Annotated in this window: 19 protein-coding genes; 11 read left to right on the top strand and 8 right to left on the bottom strand. The window is 61.9% G+C overall.

Annotation, left to right across the window (positions count from 1 at the left end; translation table 11 throughout):
• Window positions 1-144 precede the first annotated feature (144 nt).
• A complete protein-coding gene (locus tag AB5I84_RS10855) occupies window positions 145-1,323 on the bottom strand; it encodes a serine hydrolase domain-containing protein (protein WP_369455877.1) in 1,179 nt (392 codons plus the stop codon).
• A 365-nt stretch (window positions 1,324-1,688) separates the two neighbouring features.
• Here AB5I84_RS10855 and AB5I84_RS10850 point away from each other — a divergent pair, with 365 nt between their 5' ends.
• The 3 genes from AB5I84_RS10850 to AB5I84_RS10840 all read left to right on the top strand — a co-directional run bounded on the left by AB5I84_RS10850 (window position 1,689) and on the right by AB5I84_RS10840 (window position 4,695).
• Window positions 1,689-2,342 (top strand): alpha/beta hydrolase, encoded by a 654-nt coding sequence (locus tag AB5I84_RS10850; RefSeq protein ID WP_369455876.1) that lies wholly within the window; start codon window positions 1,689-1,691, stop codon window positions 2,340-2,342.
• A 70-nt stretch (window positions 2,343-2,412) separates the two neighbouring features.
• Window positions 2,413-3,495 (top strand): cell division protein ZapE, encoded by a 1,083-nt coding sequence (gene zapE, locus AB5I84_RS10845; RefSeq protein WP_369455875.1) that lies wholly within the window; start codon window positions 2,413-2,415, stop codon window positions 3,493-3,495.
• 57 nt (window positions 3,496-3,552) lie between these two features.
• Entirely contained in the window at window positions 3,553-4,695 is a 1,143-nt protein-coding gene (locus tag AB5I84_RS10840; RefSeq protein ID WP_369455874.1) for an acyl-CoA dehydrogenase family protein, read from the top strand.
• Between the two features lie 71 nt (window positions 4,696-4,766).
• Here the strand turns inward: AB5I84_RS10840 and AB5I84_RS10835 are convergent, their stop codons facing one another.
• From AB5I84_RS10835 to AB5I84_RS10825, 3 genes are all read right to left on the bottom strand, one after another.
• Window positions 4,767-5,387 (bottom strand): YceI family protein, encoded by a 621-nt coding sequence (locus AB5I84_RS10835; protein WP_369455873.1) that lies wholly within the window; start codon window positions 5,385-5,387, stop codon window positions 4,767-4,769.
• A 115-nt stretch (window positions 5,388-5,502) separates the two neighbouring features.
• Complete coding sequence (locus AB5I84_RS10830) at window positions 5,503-6,543, bottom strand: aldo/keto reductase (RefSeq protein WP_369455872.1); 1,041 nt, start codon at window positions 6,541-6,543, stop codon at window positions 5,503-5,505.
• A 52-nt stretch (window positions 6,544-6,595) separates the two neighbouring features.
• On the bottom strand, window positions 6,596-7,366 hold the full coding sequence (locus tag AB5I84_RS10825; protein WP_369455871.1) for a class I SAM-dependent methyltransferase: 771 nt from the start codon (window positions 7,364-7,366) through the stop codon (window positions 6,596-6,598).
• Between the two features lie 345 nt (window positions 7,367-7,711).
• On the opposite strand from AB5I84_RS10825, the gene rplM reads away from it, so the two are divergent.
• The 8 genes from rplM (at window position 7,712) to AB5I84_RS10785 (ending at window position 14,739) form a co-directional block, all read left to right on the top strand.
• Window positions 7,712-8,140 (top strand): 50S ribosomal protein L13, encoded by a 429-nt coding sequence (gene rplM / locus AB5I84_RS10820; protein WP_369455870.1) that lies wholly within the window; start codon window positions 7,712-7,714, stop codon window positions 8,138-8,140.
• 10 nt (window positions 8,141-8,150) lie between these two features.
• Window positions 8,151-8,546 (top strand): 30S ribosomal protein S9, encoded by a 396-nt coding sequence (rpsI, locus tag AB5I84_RS10815; RefSeq protein WP_369455869.1) that lies wholly within the window; start codon window positions 8,151-8,153, stop codon window positions 8,544-8,546.
• Between the two features lie 256 nt (window positions 8,547-8,802).
• Window positions 8,803-9,393, top strand: a complete 591-nt coding sequence (gene petA / locus AB5I84_RS10810; protein ID WP_369455868.1) for a ubiquinol-cytochrome c reductase iron-sulfur subunit — start codon at window positions 8,803-8,805, stop codon at window positions 9,391-9,393.
• Window positions 9,390-10,691 carry a cytochrome b gene (locus AB5I84_RS10805; RefSeq protein ID WP_369455867.1) on the top strand — a complete coding sequence of 434 codons (1,302 nt, stop codon included), beginning with the start codon at window positions 9,390-9,392 and terminating at the stop codon, window positions 10,689-10,691. Before petA ends, AB5I84_RS10805 begins: the two co-directional genes overlap by 4 nt.
• Complete coding sequence (locus tag AB5I84_RS10800; RefSeq protein WP_369455866.1) at window positions 10,691-11,344, top strand: cytochrome c1; 654 nt, start codon at window positions 10,691-10,693, stop codon at window positions 11,342-11,344. Before AB5I84_RS10805 ends, AB5I84_RS10800 begins: the two co-directional genes overlap by 1 nt.
• 166 nt (window positions 11,345-11,510) lie before the next feature.
• Entirely contained in the window at window positions 11,511-12,149 is a 639-nt protein-coding gene (locus AB5I84_RS10795) for a glutathione S-transferase N-terminal domain-containing protein (RefSeq protein ID WP_369455865.1), read from the top strand.
• Between the two features lie 7 nt (window positions 12,150-12,156).
• On the top strand, window positions 12,157-12,564 hold the full coding sequence (locus tag AB5I84_RS10790; protein ID WP_369455864.1) for a ClpXP protease specificity-enhancing factor: 408 nt from the start codon (window positions 12,157-12,159) through the stop codon (window positions 12,562-12,564).
• 159 nt (window positions 12,565-12,723) lie between these two features.
• A complete protein-coding gene (locus AB5I84_RS10785; RefSeq protein WP_369455863.1) occupies window positions 12,724-14,739 on the top strand; it encodes an LTA synthase family protein in 2,016 nt (671 codons plus the stop codon).
• Window positions 14,740-15,374: 635 nt separating this feature from the next.
• Here AB5I84_RS10785 and AB5I84_RS10780 read toward each other — a convergent pair.
• From AB5I84_RS10780 to AB5I84_RS10765, 4 genes are read right to left on the bottom strand one after another with little or no spacing between them, the layout of a single operon-like run.
• A complete protein-coding gene (locus AB5I84_RS10780; RefSeq protein ID WP_369455862.1) occupies window positions 15,375-15,956 on the bottom strand; it encodes a BON domain-containing protein in 582 nt (193 codons plus the stop codon).
• Window positions 15,956-16,543: a phosphoheptose isomerase gene (locus AB5I84_RS10775; RefSeq protein ID WP_439650201.1), complete on the bottom strand. Its 588-nt coding sequence runs from the start codon at window positions 16,541-16,543 to the stop codon at window positions 15,956-15,958. The genes AB5I84_RS10780 and AB5I84_RS10775 overlap by 1 nt, the downstream gene beginning before the upstream one ends.
• On the bottom strand, window positions 16,540-16,971 hold the full coding sequence (locus AB5I84_RS10770) for a YraN family protein (protein WP_369455860.1): 432 nt from the start codon (window positions 16,969-16,971) through the stop codon (window positions 16,540-16,542). The genes AB5I84_RS10775 and AB5I84_RS10770 overlap by 4 nt, the downstream gene beginning before the upstream one ends.
• Complete coding sequence (locus AB5I84_RS10765; protein ID WP_369456085.1) at window positions 16,934-18,721, bottom strand: penicillin-binding protein activator; 1,788 nt, start codon at window positions 18,719-18,721, stop codon at window positions 16,934-16,936. The genes AB5I84_RS10770 and AB5I84_RS10765 overlap by 38 nt, the downstream gene beginning before the upstream one ends.
• Window positions 18,722-18,745: the final 24 nt, after the last annotated feature.

Genomic DNA, 18,745 nt, shown 5'->3' with positions numbered 1-18,745 from the left:
CATAGCCGCTGCGGGGGGCCAAGGTGAGGCGGCAGGAAATTGTTAGATTTCATGGCGCGGTAAGGTTCCATCGTGCACACCCTCTCGCCAACCGCGGGTGGTCCGCGGCGTACGCGGACCGGGTCGCCCCGGTCCGCACACTGTTCAGCGGCTGCGATCCCGGTCCACCGCTGCCTGCACCGCCCGGTAAAAGGCCTGGCGCGGCTCGCCAAGGGTTTCCGCATCGGTGGCTTTCGGCCAGTTGCCGTTGCTGACGATCACCAGTTTGCGGGTCGGATCAATGAAGATGCCTTGGCCGAAGATGCCTTGCGCGGCGTAGCTGCCGTTGTCATAGGTCCACCATTGATAGCCGTAGCCGCGTCCGGCAATGCCAATGTCCGCATGTTTGGCGGTGGCGCGCTGCATCCAGCCTTCCGGCAAGATTGATTGGCCGTTGATGCGACCGCCATCCATCAGGAACTGGCCGAAGCGGGCGTAGTCACGCAGCGAGGCAGAAATGCAGCAGCCGCTGATTTCGTGGTCGGTAGCCCCCAGCAGCCAGATCGCGTCCTGTTCCATGCCGTAAGGCTGCCAGACTTTTTCGGATAGGTAGGCAGACAGCGTTTTGCCGGTGGCGTTGGAGACCAATACCCCAATCAGGTTGGTCTCGCCGGTGTTGTAGCGCCAGCGGGTGCCGGGCTCGGCTTCGCGGGGCAGCGTCTTCATATAGCTAACGGTCAGATCTTCGCCGGCCACCGGGGTTTGGCGGTTGAAGCGCGCCACATCGCTGTCCGGGTCGGCATAGTTCTCGTTCCAGCGCACCCCGGAGGTCATGGTGAGCAACTGTTCAACGGTGACACCGTCGTACCCGGACGACGCCAGCTGCGGAATGTAACGGGTCACCTGATCGTCCAAGGAGCCGATGGCGCCGTCCTTAATGGCGGCGCCCACCAGCGTCGAAGTGAAGCTCTTCGCTACTGAGAAGCTGGTCCAGCGTTTGTCGGGCCCGAAGCCGAGTGCGTAGCGCTCGGTGCGGATCTTGCCATCGACCAGAATTAGCAGCCCGGCGTGGCGCTGGCTGGCCATGTAATCGTCCAGGTCGAGACCGAGGTCGAGCTTCGCGCCCTGCGGCAGTGCCGACGGCGTGCCACCCGCAGCGATCACATTGAAGGATGCGCCGGGCACCCGCTCCATCGACTGGAAGGCGAGGTCGCGCACATCCTGCGACCAGAACAGTACGTTGCTGTCGGCTGGAAGCGTGGTCGCCGGGCTCGCGGCGGTGGCCGGTGCGCTTGCGGCGCCGAGCAAGGCGGCCAAGCCCAAGGCTGCTAGATTCCGTTTCATCGTTGCTCCCCTCATCGGTGTTGTTGTGCTTATCGATTTTCGTTAGCGCCAGCGTCACTTGAAGGCGCGTGGCGCCAGACCGCTGCACCACCGCTTCGGCGGCAGTTTGTTTGGAAAGCAAAATAGCGTTCCAGGTGCGGCGCGGTTCACTATAGGGAGCCGTGAACGCCTTTGTACAGTGCGCCCGACAGGGGGAAGGCTGCCGTCGGCAGCAGTGCTATCGGCGGCCCCACATCGGTGTGCTGGCCAGCGTTGCCGGGTGTGCTGCAGCCCGCTGGTGGCCGCCGCACAGTCGGCTTCTGCAACGGTATCCATGAGCGGCTTGTGGCATGCTGAGCCTCCCGGAAATTGCGTGGAGAATGAACATGGCTGTCCCGGCAGTGGAACGGCTGGTCGTGAGTGGCCCGGCTGGCAATCTGGAAACCGTCATTGAATGCCGCACTGAAACGCCGTCGTTTGTGGCGTTGGTGTGCCATCCCCATCCGCTGTTCAGCGGCACCATGAACAACAAGGTGGTCACCACCTTGGCGCGCAGCGCGCGCGATGCCGGTGGCGTGGCAGTGCGTTTCAACTTCCGCGGCGTCGGCGCCAGCAGCGGCGCCTACGGCGAGGGTTTTGGCGAAACCGAGGACGTGCTGGCGGTGCTGAGCGCGGTGCGTGAGCGTTATCCGCAATTGCCTCTGTGGCTGGCGGGCTTCTCATTCGGCAGTTTTGTAGCGGCGCGCAGCGCCAATGTGCTGGCGGACAATGGCCAGCCGCCGTGCCATTTATTGCTGGTGGCACCGCCGGTGCACAACTTCGATTTCAGCGCTATCGAACAGGCCGGCTGCCCGGTCACCGTTGTTCAGAGCGATGATGACGAGGTGGTGCCGGCGGCGGAGGTCTACCGCTGGGTGGAGCAGACACCGCTGGCGCCGGAGCTGGTGCGGGTCAGTGATGCCGGGCACTTTTTCCACGGTAAGTTGGTGCCGCTGGCGGCGGTGGCCACCAGCCGTATGCCTGGGCAGCCGCTGGCTTGAGTCCATTTGCCAAGCTTTGGTCGCGGCGCTACATTGGCGACCCCGCACCAACCCCATCGGCTGAGGCCCCATGACCCCTTACGAGCGCTATCGTCAGGATCTTCAGCGTCCCGACTTTGTTCACGATCCCGCCCAGGAAATGGCGGTGCGCCGGCTGGATGCCCTGTACCAAAAACTGCTGCAGCCGCCGCGGCGCTCCGGTTTATTCGGACGCCGCCGTGACCGCACCCCGGTTGCCGGGCTGTATATGTGGGGCGGTGTCGGCCGCGGCAAAACCTACCTGATGGACCTGTTCTTTGAGTCGTTGCCGTTTGCGGAGAAACAGCGGCTGCACTTCCACCGATTCATGCAGCATGTCCACCGTGAAATGCGCACCCGTCAAGGACAGAAAAATCCACTGCAGTCGATTGCCCGTGATTTTGCCCACCAGGCACGCGTGCTATGTTTCGACGAATTTTTCGTCACTGACATTACCGACGCCATGATCTTGGCGACGCTGCTGGAGACGTTGCTGGCGGAAGGCGTGACGCTGGTCGCCACCTCCAACATCGAGCCGGATGGCCTTTACCGCGACGGTTTGCAGCGCGCCCGGTTCCTGCCGGCGATTGCGCTGCTGAAGAGCTATACCGAGGTGCTCAACGTTGACGGCGGTACCGACTTCCGTCTGCGTCTGCTGGAACAGGCCGAGCTGTATTTCTGCCCGCTTGGCGCCGATGCCGACGCGTTCCTGGCGGAGCGTTTTGCCACGTTGGATACCGCTCCCGGCGAGCCTCAGAACGCGGTGGCGTTGTCCGTGGAAGGGCGCCCAATCCTGGCCGAGAAAGTGCACGAGGGCGTGGCATGGTTCGAGTTTCGCGCGCTCTGTGACGGCCCGCGCAGCCAGACCGACTACATCGAGCTGGCGCGCCAGTTTGACACCGTGCTGCTCGCTAACGTGGAGCAGATGCACGCCGCCACTGACGACATGGCGCGGCGGTTCATCAACATGGTGGATGAGTTCTACGATCGGGGCGTGAAGCTGATTATGACCGCCGATGCACCGATCGAGGACATCTACGCGGGAGGGCGGTTGGAATTTGAATTCGACCGCACCCGCAGCCGGCTGCTGGAAATGCAGTCCCGCGAGTATCTGGCGCGCGAACACCGCGCCTGATCCGTCGCACTGTGCAGCCGGCTCCTTCTTCTAAAAACGACAGATGGAGTTCTGCACATGCTTCCCCGCACGCTGTTCAGCGCTGAGCACGAAACGTTCCGTAGCACCCTGCGCCGCTTCTTGGAAAACGAGGCGGTTCCGTTCCATGAGCAGTGGGAAGAAGCCGGCCAGGTGCCCGCTGAGTTCTGGCGCAAGGGTGGTGAACAGGGTTTCCTGTGCCCGATGGTGGCCGAGGAATACGGCGGCGTCGGTGCCGACTTCCTTTACAGCGTTATTGTCGATGAGGAAATTGCCCGCGCCAGTCTGACCGGCATCGGGTGGGGGCTGCATACTGACATCGTGGCGCCCTATATCGAGCATTACGGCAGCGAAGAGCAAAAGCAGGCTTACTTGCCGAAGATGGTCACTGGCGAGTTGATCACCGCCATCGCCATGACCGAGCCGGGCGCAGGCTCGGACCTGCAGGGCGTGAAGACCACGGCAGTTAAGGATGGCGACCACTACCTCATCAATGGTTCCAAGACCTTTATCACCAACGGTCAAAATGCTGATCTGGTGATCGTGGTGGCGAAAACCGATCCCAGCAAAGGCGCTCACGGCACTAGCCTATTCCTGATCGAAGCCGGCACGCCGGGGTTCGAGAAGGGCAAAAACCTGAAGAAGATCGGCCTCAAGGCACAGGACACCTCAGAGCTGTTCTTCCAAGACGTGCGGGTGCCGGCCACGGCACTGCTGGGCCAAGAGGGCATGGGCTTCATCTATTTGATGCAGGAGCTGCCGCAGGAGCGCTTGAACATCGCCATCACTGCCATTGCGCAGGCGGAGTCCGCCCTTGAGCAAACCATCGCTTATGTGAAAGAGCGCAAGGCGTTCGGTAAGCCGGTGGCACACTTCCAGAACACCCAGTTCACGCTGGCAGAGTTGTACACCCAGGTGCAAAGCGCACGCGTTTACCTGGACCACTGCATCAGTCTGCACTTGGACAAAAAGCTGGATATCCCCACCGCAGCGGGGCTGAAATTCCTCACCACCGACCTGCAGTGCAAGGTGATTGATGAATGCCTGCAGTTGCATGGCGGCTACGGTTACATGTGGGAATACCCGATTGCGCGCATGTATGCCGATTCGCGCATCCAGCGCATCTACGGCGGTACCAACGAAATCATGAAGACCATCGTCAGCCGCGCGATCCTCAGCTAAGCGTTCGGTGGCCGCGCCCACAAAAAAAGCACGCCTAGTGGCGTGCTTTTTTTGTGGGGCAAAGGACGGGTTTACTTCGCCATCTTGGCCATCTGCTCAGCAAAGGCTTTGGCTTCCACTGCTTCGATAGTGATCTGAATCGGCATCTCATCGCTGACCGCCGGAGCGTAGGCGTCCATCTTGAAGTCGGAGCGTTTGACGGTGGTGCGGGCGTCGAGACCGATTGCCGGCGCGTTGTCCCACATCGGGTGCGGGCCGACTTTGTTCACTTGGGTAGCCAGTACTACTTCTTTCTGGATGCCGTTGACGGTCAGGGTGCCGACCAAATCGAATCGCTGCTGGTCGCGGTCGACGTTGCGGATGCCGGTGCTTTCGAAAGTGATGTCCGGGTGCGCCTTGGCGTCGAAGAAGCCAGGTTGGGTCAGCAGGTGCTCATCCAGCAGCGGAACGTGGGTGTTGACGCTGTCCACTGGAATGCGCACTGACACGGTGGAGCGTTCCGGGTGTTCCTCGTTCACGCGCACGGTGCCGGTGACCTGGTCGAAGTTGGCGCCGGGGGTGGAAAAGCCGAGGTGGCTCCAGCTGAACCGCACTTGGGCGTGGGTCGGGTCCAGCGTGTAATCGGTGATGGTGTCGGCGAAGCTGGCGCCGGACAGGCTGATCAGGGCAGCAAGGGCAATGGCGTGACGCATGGTGATCTCCTTGTGATGGGCACATTCAGTCGATGCGTTGCAGCTTACGTGGGCCAGCGCAGGCGGAGCCAGCGCGCCGGATCACGGCAATTGATCGGATTATTTGATCAACGCCTCAGGGGGCTGGGTAGGTGTGGATGGCGTGGATCGCCTCCAGTGCCTGCTCCAGCTCGTCGTCCATGGTGACCTGTACGCTATCGAGGTTTTCCTGCAATTGTTCGAGGCTGGTGGCGCCGATGATGTTGCTAGTCACAAACGGCCGGGTGGTGACGAACTGCAACGCCAACTGGGTCAGTGATAGTCCCCGTTGCTCGGCCAGCTGGAAGTACTTTTCGGTGGCCTCCATCGCCTGCGGCTGGGAATAGCGTGAAAAATACTTGAACAGTGTGAGCCGGGCTTGTGCGGGCCACTGGCCATTGCGGTACTTGCCGGTGAGCATGCCGAACGCCAAGGGCGAGTAGGCCAACAGGCTCAGCTGTTCGCGCCAGCTTACCTCTGCCAGGCCCACCTCAAAGCTGCGGTTCAGCAACGAATAGGGATTCTGGATCGAAGCCGGGCGCGGCATGCCGAGGCGATCGGCTTCCGCCAGATAGGTCATGGCGCCCCAAGCGGTTTCGTTGGAGATGCCGTAATGGCGGATCTTGCCGGCCTTGACCAGGTCGTTGAGCACCTCCAGCGTTTCCGCGATCGGCGTCATGTCCTCTTCACTGCGCGGCGGGCGGAAGCCGAGGCGACCGAAATAGTTGGTGCTGCGGTCCGGCCAATGCATTTGGTAGAGGTCAATCACATCGGTCTGCAGGCGCCGCAAACTGCCTTCCACCGCCTCGGTGATGTGCGCGCGGTTGAGGCGTGGGCCGTTGCGGATATGGCGCATGTGCTCGCCGGGGCCGGTGGCTTTGGTGGCGAGGATGATGTCCTGGCGCTTGCCGGTGCGAGCAAACCACTCGCCGATGATCGCCTCGGTGGTGTGAGCGGTCTCGGCACTGGAAGGCACCGCGTACATTTCCGCGGTATCGAAAAAGTTGATGCCGTGCGCCACGGCAAGGTCCATCTGCGCGAACCCTTGGTCGCGGTCGTTCTGGTTGCCCCAGGTCATGGTGCCAAGACAGAGCGCGCTGACAGACAGATCGGTGCGCCCAAGGCGACGGTATTCCATGGCGTCTTCCTTCATGCAGTGGATGAGTCGGCCATGATACGGGCACTGCCGCTCAGTCGCACGGTGGCAGCGGTTTGCGCCCCACTAGCAAAGCCAGCGGCCAGCGAAACTCCAATCGCCGCCACGGATCTTCCCAGATTGGCAGCAGTTGTCGCGCCAGCCGCTCCACCGGGTCCTCGCCCTGGGCAGCTTGGTAGCGGGCCGTGGCGGACCAACTGCGCAGGTAGCCGAGCAGTTGTTCCAGCGTCCAGTGGGCGGTGAGCGTGAACGCCGGCGCCAACTCTGCCGGATACGGGAATGGCAGCTGGCGGTAACCGGTTTCCACATGCTGCCGCTCCGGTGGCCAGTAAGGCCCCACCACCTGGTAATGAAAGTGGTGCAGGGCGCCGGCCACCGCGGTGTCACCGCTGCGCAAGTTGCCGTAACTCCACACTGCCAACACGCCGCCGGGATGCAGTACCCGGTGCGCCTCGGCGTAGAACGAGGGCAGATCGAACCAATGCAAGGCTTGCGCCACCGTCACCAGATCAACGCAAGCGTTAGCGAGGCCGCTGGCCGCGGGGCTGGCAGTGCGGTAGTTGATGCGCTCATGGGGCGGTGCCTGCGCGAGTTGTTCGGCACTGGCGTCGGTGGCCAGCACTTTATCGAAGTATTCGGCGAGGCCGACACTGGCCTGACCGCTGCCGGCGCCGCAGTCCCACACCAATTGCTGGCGTTCGCATTGCTGCGCCAGCCAGGCAAACAAGGCGTCGGGGTAGTGCGGCCGGTAATCGCGGTAGGCGGCGGCGACGGGCGCAAAGTGATTGGTGAAACCGGAACTCATGGGGCCATCCTGTGTGCCACGAGACTGAGGGGTGAGCATGCCATGGATGATGCCTGAGTATCCGTGACAGTCTTGGGACGTAAACAAAGAGTGCCAGCCGCAGGCAGTTGCTTTATCATCGCCGGCTGGATCGGCCCGAGTTCCGGGGCCTCTGCGCGCGACGCTTCTCGTTATCGGAAGCGGCCCTCCGACACGTTGTGACACGGCATGCTGGCTCCCTTTGGCCGGCGTGCGGTGCTTGTGTTACCTGAGGTGCTTCGGTAGAATTCGCGCTCTCTTGCCCGGCGGAAGCGCCGTCGGTGGGTCGAATTTACCCGTAAACTCCTGAATTTGGGAAAGAATTACATGAAAACCTTCAGCGCCAAACCGGACAGCGTAAAGCGCGACTGGTATGTGGTAGACGCCTCCGGCAAAACGCTGGGCCGCCTGGCCAGTGAGATTGCGACGCGCCTGCGCGGCAAGCACAAGCCGGAATTCACCCCGCACATGGATACCGGCGACTACATCGTCGTGATCAACGCGGAAAAGATCGCGGTGACCGGCAATAAAGCCCAGGACAAGATGTACTACCGCCATACCGGTTTTCCGGGCGGCCTGAAAGAAGCCAACTTCGATAAAATGATCGAAGTGAAGCCGGAAGCCGTTCTGCAGCTGGCCGTTAAAGGCATGATGCCGCGTGGTCCGCTGTCGCGCGCCATGATGAGCAAGCTGAAGATCTACGCTGGCACCGAACATCCGCACGCTGCGCAGCAGCCGCAAGCACTGGAAATCTGAGAGGTATTTGATGGCTACTGCAGCTCCCAACTACGGCACCGGTCGCCGCAAAACGTCTTCAGCACGCGTGTTCATCCGTGCAGGCAGCGGCAAGATCTCCGTTAATGGCCGTCCGCTGGACGAGTACTTCGGCCGTGAAACCGCCCGCATGGTGGTACGTCAGCCGCTGGAGCTGGTCGAAATGAACGACCGCTTCGACATCCAGGTCACCGTGCGCGGTGGCGGCACCACCGGTCAGGCCGGTGCTATCCGTCACGGCATTACTCGCGCCCTGATCGAGTACGACGAAGCGCTGCGCTCGCCGCTGCGCCGCGCCGGCTTCGTGACCCGTGACGCCCGTGAAGTTGAGCGTAAGAAAGTGGGTCTGCATAAGGCGCGTCGTCGTCCGCAGTTCTCCAAGCGCTGATCTTCATGTGGTGCTCAGAAAGCCCGGCCTTCGCCGGGCTTTCTGCATTCTGAAATGCCGTCGCGAAGGCCATGAAACCGCTATTTGGCGGACATTTTTCGCCTTCTTCGGTGCGCTTTTTGCCGGGCGGCAAGTCGGTTGTCACTTTGCTGCTTTTTCTCTACCATTTGCGGCGCTTATTCCGCCCGGAACGTGGGGGCATTTCCCGCGTTGACCTAACCACCAAAGAGCGTGGGATCCAGGGGAGATCATCTCGATGAGTAAAGACGGCGTAAACACCAGCCGGCGTACCTTTTTAATTGGCCTGACGTCCGCCGTCGGCGCCGTAGGTGCAGTGGGTGTTGCAGTTCCTTTTGTGAAGTCCTGGCAGCCCAGTGCCCGTGCCGAGAACGCCGGTGCGCCGGTGGAAATCGACATCAGCAAGCTGGAGCAGGGGCAGCGCGTGGTGCGCGAGTGGCGCGGTCAGCCGGTCTGGGTGGTGCGCCGCTCTGACGAGATGCTGCGCGGCCTCGATGCCTTGGCCCAATCCGGCGATCTGGTCGACCCGCAGTCCGAAGTGCAACAGCAGCCGGACTATGCCACCAACGCTTACCGCTCGATCAAACCGGAAGTGCTGGTGCTGATCGGTACCTGCACCCACCTGGGTTGCTCCCCGACCTTTACCCCGCAACCGACGGTGCAGCTGGCTCACGGTGGCTTCTTCTGCCCCTGCCACGGCTCCAAGTTCGACTTCGCCGGGCGTGTGTACCGCAGTGTGCCGGCACCGAAGAATCTGCTGGTGCCGCCGCATTCATACCTGAGCGAACAGGTCGTCATCATTGGTTCTGAAGAAGGAGCAACCGCATGATGGGACTGCTTCAGAAAGGCATCGACTGGGTAGACGCACGTCTGCCGGTGACCGACGCCTATAAGAAACACATGTCCGAGTACTACGCCCCGAAGAACTTCAACTTCTGGTACTACTTCGGCGTGCTGTCCTTGGTGGTGCTGGTCAACCAGCTACTGACCGGGATCTGGTTGACCATGTTCTACTCCCCGAGCGATGCGTTCGCGTCGGTGGAATACATCATGCGCGACGTGCAGATGGGCTGGCTGATCCGCTATATGCATGCGGTCGGCGCCTCCGCCTTCTTCGCGGTGGTCTACATCCACATGTTCCGTGGCCTGATGTACGGCTCGTTCAAGCCGCCGCGTGAGCTGGTATGGATCTTCGGCATGCTGATCTACCTGGCACTGATGGCCGAAGGCTTCCTCGGCTACGTGCTGCCGTGGGGCAACATGTCCTACTGGGGCGCCCAGGTGATCATTTCCCTGGCTGAAGCCATTCCGTTCCAAGTGCTGCCGTTCGTTGACGCCAACGAAGCGGCGCAGATGGGCCAGGCCCTGACCACTTGGGTGCGTGGTGACTACCTGCTGTCTGAAGCCACCGTGAACAAGTTCTTCGCCCTGCACGTGGTGGCGATCCCGTTGGTGCTGGTGGCGCTGGTGGTACTGCACCTGCTGGCACTGCACGAAGTGGGTTCCAACAACCCAGATGGCGTCGACATCAAGAAACACAAAGACGAAAACGGCATCCCGCTGGACGGCATCCCGTTCCACCCGTACTACACCGTGAAAGACCTGGTCGGTGTGGTGGTGTTCCTGATGGTGTTCTGCACCGTGCTGTTCTTCTTCCCGGACGGCGGCGGCTACTTCCTCGAAGCGCCTAACTTTGAGCCGGCCAACGCACTGAAGACCCCGGACCACATTGCGCCGGTGTGGTACTACGGCCCGTACTACGCAATGCTGCGTGCCACCACCATCAGCTTCCTGTTTGACGCTAAAACCTGGGGCATGATCGTAATGGGCGGCGCTATTGCCATCCTGTTCGTGCTGCCGTGGCTGGACCGTCATCCGGTGCGCTCGATCCGCTACAAAGGCCTGTGGAGCCGCATCAACCTCGGTATTTTCGTGGTGGCGTTCCTCGGTCTGGGCTTCCTCGGTACCCAGCCGGCGGATAACGACTTCCTCGGCCTCAGCTTCACGGCCTGGGCACAGATCGGCACCGTGTACTACTTCTTCTACTTCCTGGCTGTGCTGCCGTTCGCGCACCGCTTTGAGAAGTCCAAGCCGGTTCCGGAACGCGTCACGGGAGGTCGTCACTGATGAAAAAGCTCGTTGCTGTACTGCTGAGCTGCCTGCCGCTGATTGCCTTTGCTGCCGGTGGCGCTAATGAACACGTGGTGCGTGCGCCGCTGAACCTGCAGGACCAAGTGTCCAAGCAGCGTGGCGCTCAGCTGTTCGTCAACAACTGCATGGGCTGCCACAGCCTGCAGTACCAGCGCTACTCGCGCATGGCTGACGATCTCGGCATTCCGCGTGAAATGATGATGGAGCACCTGAACTTCACCACCGAACAGGCCGGTGATCAGATGCTCAACGCCATGTCCAAGAAAGAGGCCGCGGCTTGGTTTGGGACCGCGCCGCCGGACCTGACCATGGTCACGCGTCTGCGTTCACCGGATTGGCTGTACTCCTATTTGCTCGGTTTCTACAAGGACGAATCGCGGCCGTTCGGTTACAACAACCATGTGTTCCCGTCAGTGGGTATGCCCCACGTCATGGCGCGAATGCAGGAAAGCGTGTCCGAGGACGAGTTCAAGCAGGCAATGCTGGATATCACCCACTTCCTGGCTTACACCGCCGAACCGGCGCGCCAGGACCGTGAGCAGCTGGGTATTTATGTCCTGCTGTTCCTGGCGATCCTGTTGATCCCGGTGTACCTGCTGAAAAAGGAATACTGGAAAGACGTCAAATAAGCGTGCTCCAGTTCCAGGCAGCGCTAGACGCTGCATGATGCCGGCGCCCGGCGGTCCTTTGGACCGGCCGGGCGTTGTGCCTACGGCGGGCAGTGAACCTGCCGGCCAGAGCGGCTGAGGATGGCCGCTTCCCCAGACCCACCCTTGTTGCGGGAGATGATTCAGCATGGGCGTTGTAGCCAAGCGTTCTTCAATGATTTTCTTTTCCAATCCGCGAGACCATTACAGCCACCGCGTGCGCATCGTGCTGGCTGAAAAGGGGGTCACCGTCGACATCATCGACGTCGATGCCAATAACAAGCCGGCCGAGCTGGCCGACCTGAACCCGTACAACGAAGTGCCGACGTTGGTGGACCGTGAGCTGACGCTCTACGAGCCCAACGTGATCATGGAGTACCTCGACGAGCGCTTCCCGCACCCGCCGTTGCTGCCGGTGTACCCGGTGGCCCGTGCCCAAAGCCGGCTGCTGATCCACCGCATCGAGCGCGATTGGGCGCCGCATGTGGACGCGCTGCTGGCCGGTGACGAGAAAGAGTCTGAGCTGAACAAGCGCCGCAAGGAGCTGCGTGACAGCCTGACCACCATCGTGCCGGTGTTCATCGAAAAGCCGTTCTTTATGAACGACGAGTTCACGCTGGTGGATTGCACCCTGGCACCGATCCTGTGGCGTCTCGGTGCCATGGGCATCGAACTGCCGGCCAAACAGTGCAAACCGCTGCTTGAGTACGCCGAGCGCATGTTCTCCCGTGACAGCTTCCAGGCCAGCCTGTCGGAGCCGGAGCGCGAACTGCGCAGCCTGCTGTGAGTCGGTCATGAGCCAACTGCAGGTACCTCCGATGACGCCGAACAAGCCGTACCTGATTCGCGCCATCCACGAATGGATCTGCGACAACGGCCTGACCACGCACCTGATGGTGGATGCCCACTATCCAGGTGTGCTGGTGCCGCAGGAGTTTGTCCAGGACGGGCAGATCGTGCTCAATATCTCGCCGTCAGCAGTGGGTCACTTTGCTGCTGACAACGAGATGATTGCGTTCTCGGCGCGCTTTGGTGGCCGGCCGATGACCATCGAAGTGCCCGTCGGGGCGGTACTGGCGGTGTTCGCCCGCGAGAACGGTGAGGGCATGGCGTTTGAAGCCACGCCACCACCGCAGGACCCGGCGCCGACACCGCCTGCGCCGCCGGCTGGCGGGCGTCCTGCCTTGAAAGTCGTGAAGTAAGTCCTCATCGCGGTCGATCAGCAGATCGGCGGCGATGGCTTTCTACTGTTCGTTTCCGCGCTTTGTGAGTATTGTTTGCGCCTCGCCGGGTGACGCACGCAGGTGCCGGTTTACCCGTCCTGCTGCAGGCTGTGCCTGCGTATACCGGAGCCCCACTCAATGTTTGCCACGCTGACGCCGCGCGTACGCCTGTTGTTGACCTTCACCCTGTCCCTGCTCGCCGTACTGGTGGCGCTGCGACTCGGCTTCATGGCCTATTTCCTCGGCCATCATCTGGAAAAATACCCGGCCGCGGTGCTGAAGGCGCTCGGCATTGGCGTGCGCTTCGACCTGCGCATCTCCCTGCTGGCGATGTTGCCACTGGCGGTACTCAGTTTCCTGCCCGGGCCGCTGCGGCTGCGCGACCGGCGCTGGGTGCAAGCGATCGCGGTGCTCTACGGCACGCTGCTGAGTGTGTTCCTGGCGCTGTTCTACATTGCCGACTTCGCCCACTTCTCCTACCTCGGTGAGCGCCTCAACGTCACGGTGCTGGAATTCATGAAAGACCAGCGCGATTCACTGGCGATGGTGTGGCAAACCTATCCGGTGCTGCGTCTGTTGCTGGCCGTAGCGGTGGCCGGCTACCTGGGTTACCGCGCCATGCGTGCGCTGATCTGTCGCTACGCCACCGCCAGTTGGCCGGCGCGGCGCTGGCAGGGCCGGGTGGTGGTAACGGCGGTGTGCGTAGCGCTGTTCTGCGTCGGCATCCTCGGCAAGGTCACCAGTGTGGTGCCGCTACGCTGGAGCAACGCATTTTTCTCCGGTGATTTGCAGATCGCGGCGCTGGGGCTGAACCCGGTGGCGTACTTCTTCGAAACCCAGGCCAACCAGGGCCAGCGCTATGACCTGGAGGCCGTGCGTGCACACTACCCGCAGGTGGCCGAGTACCTTGGCGTTACCGAACCGGACCTGGCGACGCTGAACTTCTCTCGCCAGGTGGCGGGCCGCGACAGCACGCGGCGGCCGAACGTGGTGTTTATCCATCTTGAGTCACTGGGTGCCAACCGCATGGGGCTGTACGGCAATCCGTACGGTGCGACCCCCTACATCGACCAAATTGCCCGTGAGTCCAGTTATTTCTTCCCGCGTTTTATGGTGCCGGCCAGTGGTACTGCGCGCACTGTGTTCGGGCTGGTCACCGGTATTCCGGACGTCACCTGGGGCGGCAGCACCGCGTCGCGTAACCCGTTGATCATCGACCAGTACACGTTGGTCAATGCGTTCGAGGACTACCACAAGCTGTATCTGATCGGCGGCGACGCTGGTTGGGCCAACATCCGCGGCTTACTGCAGCACAACATTGACGCCTTGGAGCTGTGGGAGCAGTCGGATTACAACGTGCCGACCGTGGACGTGTGGGGCATCTCCGACCGGGACCTGTTCAAACAAGCTCATGCCCGCGCCAATGCGTTGGCGGAAGAGGGCAAGCCGTTCGTGATGTTCGTGCAGACCGCCGGCAACCACCGCCCCTACACCATCCCCAAGGACGATGCCGACTTCCAAGTGGAAACGCCGCCGATGGAAGAGCTGTCCAAATACACTTGGCAGGACCACGCCCAATACAACGCGGCGCGGCTGCTTGATTACAACATCCGCTTCTATCTGGAAGAACTGGTGAAAGGCTCAGCCTACGAGAACAACACCCTGTTCGTGATGTATGGCGACCACAACACCCGTGGCACCTTTGGCCAGCACATGGGTTGGTCAGAGAACCTGGCGCTGAATGATTACCACGTGCCGGCGCTGATCCATGGCCCAGGTGTGATCGACGGAGCCCACGAACTGCCAGTGAATGCCAGCTTGCCGGATCTGATGCCGACGGTGTTGTCGTTGATCGGCTTGCCCTATGAAAACCGCACCTTGGGCCGCGACCTGCTCAGCATCGATCCGCAGTGGGATTACAACACCATCTTCGGCGGTAACCGCACCGTGGCGCCTACCATTGGCCTAACTGGTCCGGACCACAGTCTGCAGATGGACTACAACGGCGAAAACCTGCGTCTCTATCGCCTTGATGAGCCGTCATTGGACGCGGAAATGTCGCAGCAGGATCCGGCTAAAGCCGCTGAAATGAAGTTTCTGCTGGAAGGTTTGCAGGAGACGTTCCGCTACATCATGTTCCATAACAGCAAGTGATCAGTGGCTGATCGTTGTTGGAAAAAAGACCGCCTTTGAGGCGGTCTTTTTTTGTCTTCGAGAAAGGCAGGGCAGAGCGGGGTCTTCGCTCTCCCATACGATAACGGTTGGCACTGACGACTGGCCGCTTGCGTCGTTGCCGTTTCGCTATGGATGAGATGGAGCGCGATCCGTAATTCATGCGACACATTGCGGTCTCGATTGCGGAGCAAAGATTGTGGCGCCTTGCCTGAGCTGTGTTTGGCGGAGTGCTGGGTGGGGCGTCGCTGTGTTGACCGCCGGCGCGCTCTGAAAAATTCCCAATACCTTGGGTGCGGCAAAGCACGCCGATGCGGCGGGCAGCAGGAGGTGCTCGGCATTCAAGGCCGGGCGCTGAACGCTGAGGCCCGTCGTAGACCCGTAGCAGTCTGAGGTGGGGGGCGCGCGCTACGCCAGGCGTGTCACCACCAATGTGTGGTGGTCGAGATGCCAATCTTCAGCCCTCCGTCAGCGGTTTGGCGGTCTGGTTTCTACTTTCCAAGGCAGGGACCGTCCACCGCTGACGGGCTATCGTCCGCACGAGCACTAGGCTCCCGCATGCATAACGGCACACAAAAAAGCCGCCCGTAGGCGGCTTTTTTATCGACACAGCGATCTCAGTCGATGTACTCAATGATCTTCACGATCTTCTGCACTCCGTACACCTTCTGCACCTGTGCCACCGTCGCTTCGGCTTCCGCCTGGGTCAGTAGGCCCATTAGGTAAACCACACCATTGGCCGTCACTACCTTGGTGCGGCGGCCAGGCGCTTCGCTACTGACCAGCAGGCGGCTCTTGATCTTCGAGGTGATCCAGCCATCGCTGACACCGGACAGCGTGGCCGGTGGCGGGCCGACTAGGATTTCGTTGTGCACTTGGCGCACATGGCGAATGCCTTCGGCAATGCCGCCGGCGGTGGCTTTGAGGTCGTCACTGTCCACATGGCCCACCAGCAATACGGTGCCGTTGTAACTGGTCACATCAATGTCGGCACTGCGGTAACGCTCATCGGTGCGCATCAGGTTGATGCGGACTTTACGCTCAATGCTGCCGTCCTCGATGCGTGCGCCAAAAGTGCGCTTGCCGTGGTTGCGGTCCGCCGGCTGATCGGAGAACGAAGCCACCATGCGGGTGCAACCACCCAGTGCCAGCACCAACGTCAGCAGCAAGACGATGGCGGCGCGTGGGTGGAGCGCCATCATTCGCCTCCGAACAGCTGCTGGTCGATGTAGTCGCACAGCGCGTGGATTACCACCAAATGCACTTCCTGGATGCGTGCAGTCACTGGTGACGGCACGCGGATTTCCACGTCGTTGGCGGTGTAGAGGTTAGCCATCTCGCCGCCTTCACGACCGGTCATGGCGACCACAATCATGTCGCGGTCGTGGGCAGCCTGTACGGCCTGAATCACGTTGGCAGAGTTGCCGCTGGTGGAAATCGCCAGCAGGATGTCGCCAGCGTTGCCGAGCGCGCGGATCTGCTTGGAGAACACTTCGTTGTAGCTGTAGTCGTTGGCGATCGAAGTCAGCGTAGACGAGTCGGTGGTCAGCGCGATGGCCGGCAGCGCCGGGCGTTCACGCTCAAAGCGGTTGAGCAACTCGGAAGAGAAGTGCTGGGCGTCGCCGGCGGAGCCGCCGTTACCACAGGTCAGGATCTTGCCGCCGTTGAGCAGTGATTCCACCATCCGCTGGCCCGCGGCCTGGATCAGTTCCGGCAACAACTCGGCAGCCTGGACTTTGGTTTCGATGCTGTCGACAAACATTTGCCGGATACGGTCTAAGCTCATGTCCACTCTCTCTTCGGGTCTGGGATGCAGGTGTCGAAGGCGGCCTGCAGCCACTGGATACGACGGTGGCCCCGATGATCTTCATCCAGGGCCACCAGGTCAAAGCGGCAGGGTCGTTCGGCCAGCGTCGGGTGGGCGGCCAGGTACTGCCGTGCGGCGCCAATGATGCGCCGTTGCTTGGTGACTGTCACGGAACCGATGGCGCCGCCGAAGCGGCTGCCGCGGCGTAACCGCACTTCCACGAATACCAAGTTGTCACCGTGTTCCATCACCAGGTCGAGCTCGCCCTGACGGTAAAGGACATTCTGCGCCAACAGCACTAGCCCGTGCTGTTGCAGATAGTGCGCCGCGCAGCGTTCTGCGTCCGCGCCTCGGTTCGGCGCCGGCGGCTTAGAAGCCGTCGGTGCTGAGGGTCGGGAGCGGCACATGGGCAGCGGGGCGGCCACGAGTGAACACTGCCCAGTCCAGTTCGCGCACCAACCGTTGACCCTCAAGGGTGAGCCGACCGGTGACACCCGGCAGCGGGCTGTCCGGGTTGGCGCGCAGCAGCGCCAGGCGCTCCTGCAAGCTGTAGGCATCGACGCCAAGCGCGAACAGCCGCTCGAAGCGTCCATGCCCTTGTGGCCAAGTGCGGGCCACAGTTTGGTGCAGTGGCTGTTGGGTGGCGGCCAGTATCCAGGGCGCATCGACGAACAGAATGTTATTGAGGTCGGCATCGCGGCGAGCGTCCACCTGACCGGTGAAGATCAGCGAGGTGGCGTACACCGGCAGATCAGTGGCGAAGTGGAAGTTCAATGCTGGCTTCAGTTGGCGGCCTTGGGCGGCATTTGCCACCAGGAACACCATGTCCATGCGATCAAGCCGGTGGGCGCGACCGCCACGCGCATCGAGGAACTGTCGTGCGGCCTGGCTGGCGTCGTCACCGTAGACGCCTTGGGTGGCGATAGTGCCGCCCAGCTGCTGCCACTCTTGTACGAAGGCTGCCGTCAGCCGCTGGCCGAGATCGTTGTCCGGGTACAGGAGGCCAGCGCGGCGGGCGCCATCGGCGAATGCTTGGCGTGCCACTTGGCGCGCTTCGTCCTCCGGTGCCAGTCCGAATTGGAATAGCTGCGTAGTGGAGGCGCCATCTTCGGCGTAGTTGAGAGCCAGCACCGGCACCGGCAGCTCGTCGGCCTGCGCCAAGGCGGTCACTTGGTCCTTGTCGAGCGGTCCGATTACCACTTGCGCCCCTTGGCTGACAGCCTGTTGATAGAGCGCTACAGCATCCTGCTCATAGCTGTCGAAGAACATCAGCTCCGGCACCGGTTGATTGTCAGCCAATGCTGCGTAATAGGCGGCGATCAGGCCGTCACGTACGGCTTGCCCCGCACCCGCCAGGCTGCCGCGCTCCGGCAGCAGTACCGCCACCTGCTGTGGGCGTTCACGCAAACTGTGCTGTAGCGCTGCGATGTCGGCTGGCGGCTGCAGGTGTGCCGGGTGCTGCGGATGGCGGGCATGCCAATCTTCCAGTGCGGCAACTTGATTGCCGAGGCTGCCGACGCCGCGGTAAATCTGCGCCAGTTCGGCCCAGCCGCGCAGCGCCGGGGAAGCGCCGCTGTCAGCGGCCAGTGACGCCAGTGCGGGCGGTGGCATCTGGTTGAGGCTGACCCAGATCAGCTCACGGTTGTACGCCTGCGGCTCATCCTTCAATTGCGGGTCGAGTTTCATGCGCAGCTCAAGGCTGCTGCGGAACTCGCCGTCCAGCGCCAGCGCATCGGCACGCAGCAGCTCAAACTGTTGGCGTTGGCGAGGGGCGGCGCGTTGGCTCCATTGGCGGCTATCGCCTTGTTCCAGCAGCGTCAGCGCGTCGGCGGTGTTGCCAGCGGCAAGCGCGAGCCGAGCGCGTAGCGTCAGCCACTCCAGGCCGTGGTCGGCGCTTAAGCGGTTGCTATCGAGTCCCGCCAGCAAGGCTTCGGCATCCTCGGCACGGTCCAGTTCCAGATAGCTGCGGGCCCAGGCCAAGGTGACGGCGGTGCGTTCCGCCGGTGGTAGATTAGCCAGCTCAGCTTCGGCTTCGGCGCGTTGCGCCGGCGCCGCCATGATCGGGCCTTCAACAGAAGACGCATCCGGCGTCATCGAGGTACAGGCGCCGAGCGCGAGAGACAGGCCCAGCATGGCCAGCAGCAGACGGTAAGGCATGGTCACCAGCGGTCGTATTGTCCA

This window comes from Alcanivorax sp. REN37, assembly GCF_041102775.1.
Taxonomy (GTDB): Bacteria; Pseudomonadota; Gammaproteobacteria; order Pseudomonadales; family Alcanivoracaceae; genus Isoalcanivorax; species Isoalcanivorax beigongshangi.
The sequence above is the reverse complement of the archived record's forward strand: the minus strand, read 5'-3'. Positions and strand labels throughout refer to the sequence as shown.

Bases quoted from the DNA above. Each gene is read 5' to 3' on its own strand.
- AB5I84_RS10830 (WP_369455872.1), bottom strand. From the start codon at position 6,543: ATGGAATACCGTCGCCTTGGGCGCACCGATCTGTCTGTCAGCGCGCTC.
- rpsI (WP_369455869.1), top strand. From the start codon at position 8,151: ATGGCTACTGCAGCTCCCAACTACGGCACCGGTCGCCGCAAAACGTCT.
- AB5I84_RS10840 (WP_369455874.1), top strand. From the start codon at position 3,553: ATGCTTCCCCGCACGCTGTTCAGCGCTGAGCACGAAACGTTCCGTAGC.
- AB5I84_RS10805 (WP_369455867.1), top strand. From the start codon at position 9,390: ATGATGGGACTGCTTCAGAAAGGCATCGACTGGGTAGACGCACGTCTG.
- AB5I84_RS10835 (WP_369455873.1), bottom strand. From the start codon at position 5,387: ATGCGTCACGCCATTGCCCTTGCTGCCCTGATCAGCCTGTCCGGCGCC.
- AB5I84_RS10790 (WP_369455864.1), top strand. From the start codon at position 12,157: ATGAGCCAACTGCAGGTACCTCCGATGACGCCGAACAAGCCGTACCTG.
- AB5I84_RS10785 (WP_369455863.1), top strand. From the start codon at position 12,724: ATGTTTGCCACGCTGACGCCGCGCGTACGCCTGTTGTTGACCTTCACC.
- AB5I84_RS10765 (WP_369456085.1), bottom strand. From the start codon at position 18,721: ATGCCTTACCGTCTGCTGCTGGCCATGCTGGGCCTGTCTCTCGCGCTC.
- AB5I84_RS10795 (WP_369455865.1), top strand. From the start codon at position 11,511: ATGGGCGTTGTAGCCAAGCGTTCTTCAATGATTTTCTTTTCCAATCCG.
- petA (WP_369455868.1), top strand. From the start codon at position 8,803: ATGAGTAAAGACGGCGTAAACACCAGCCGGCGTACCTTTTTAATTGGC.
- zapE (WP_369455875.1), top strand. From the start codon at position 2,413: ATGACCCCTTACGAGCGCTATCGTCAGGATCTTCAGCGTCCCGACTTT.
- AB5I84_RS10800 (WP_369455866.1), top strand. From the start codon at position 10,691: ATGAAAAAGCTCGTTGCTGTACTGCTGAGCTGCCTGCCGCTGATTGCC.
- AB5I84_RS10855 (WP_369455877.1), bottom strand. From the start codon at position 1,323: ATGAAACGGAATCTAGCAGCCTTGGGCTTGGCCGCCTTGCTCGGCGCC.
- AB5I84_RS10780 (WP_369455862.1), bottom strand. From the start codon at position 15,956: ATGGCGCTCCACCCACGCGCCGCCATCGTCTTGCTGCTGACGTTGGTG.
- AB5I84_RS10775 (WP_439650201.1), bottom strand. From the start codon at position 16,543: ATGAGCTTAGACCGTATCCGGCAAATGTTTGTCGACAGCATCGAAACC.
- AB5I84_RS10850 (WP_369455876.1), top strand. From the start codon at position 1,689: ATGGCTGTCCCGGCAGTGGAACGGCTGGTCGTGAGTGGCCCGGCTGGC.
- AB5I84_RS10770 (WP_369455860.1), bottom strand. From the start codon at position 16,971: ATGTGCCGCTCCCGACCCTCAGCACCGACGGCTTCTAAGCCGCCGGCG.
- AB5I84_RS10825 (WP_369455871.1), bottom strand. From the start codon at position 7,366: ATGAGTTCCGGTTTCACCAATCACTTTGCGCCCGTCGCCGCCGCCTAC.
- rplM (WP_369455870.1), top strand. From the start codon at position 7,712: ATGAAAACCTTCAGCGCCAAACCGGACAGCGTAAAGCGCGACTGGTAT.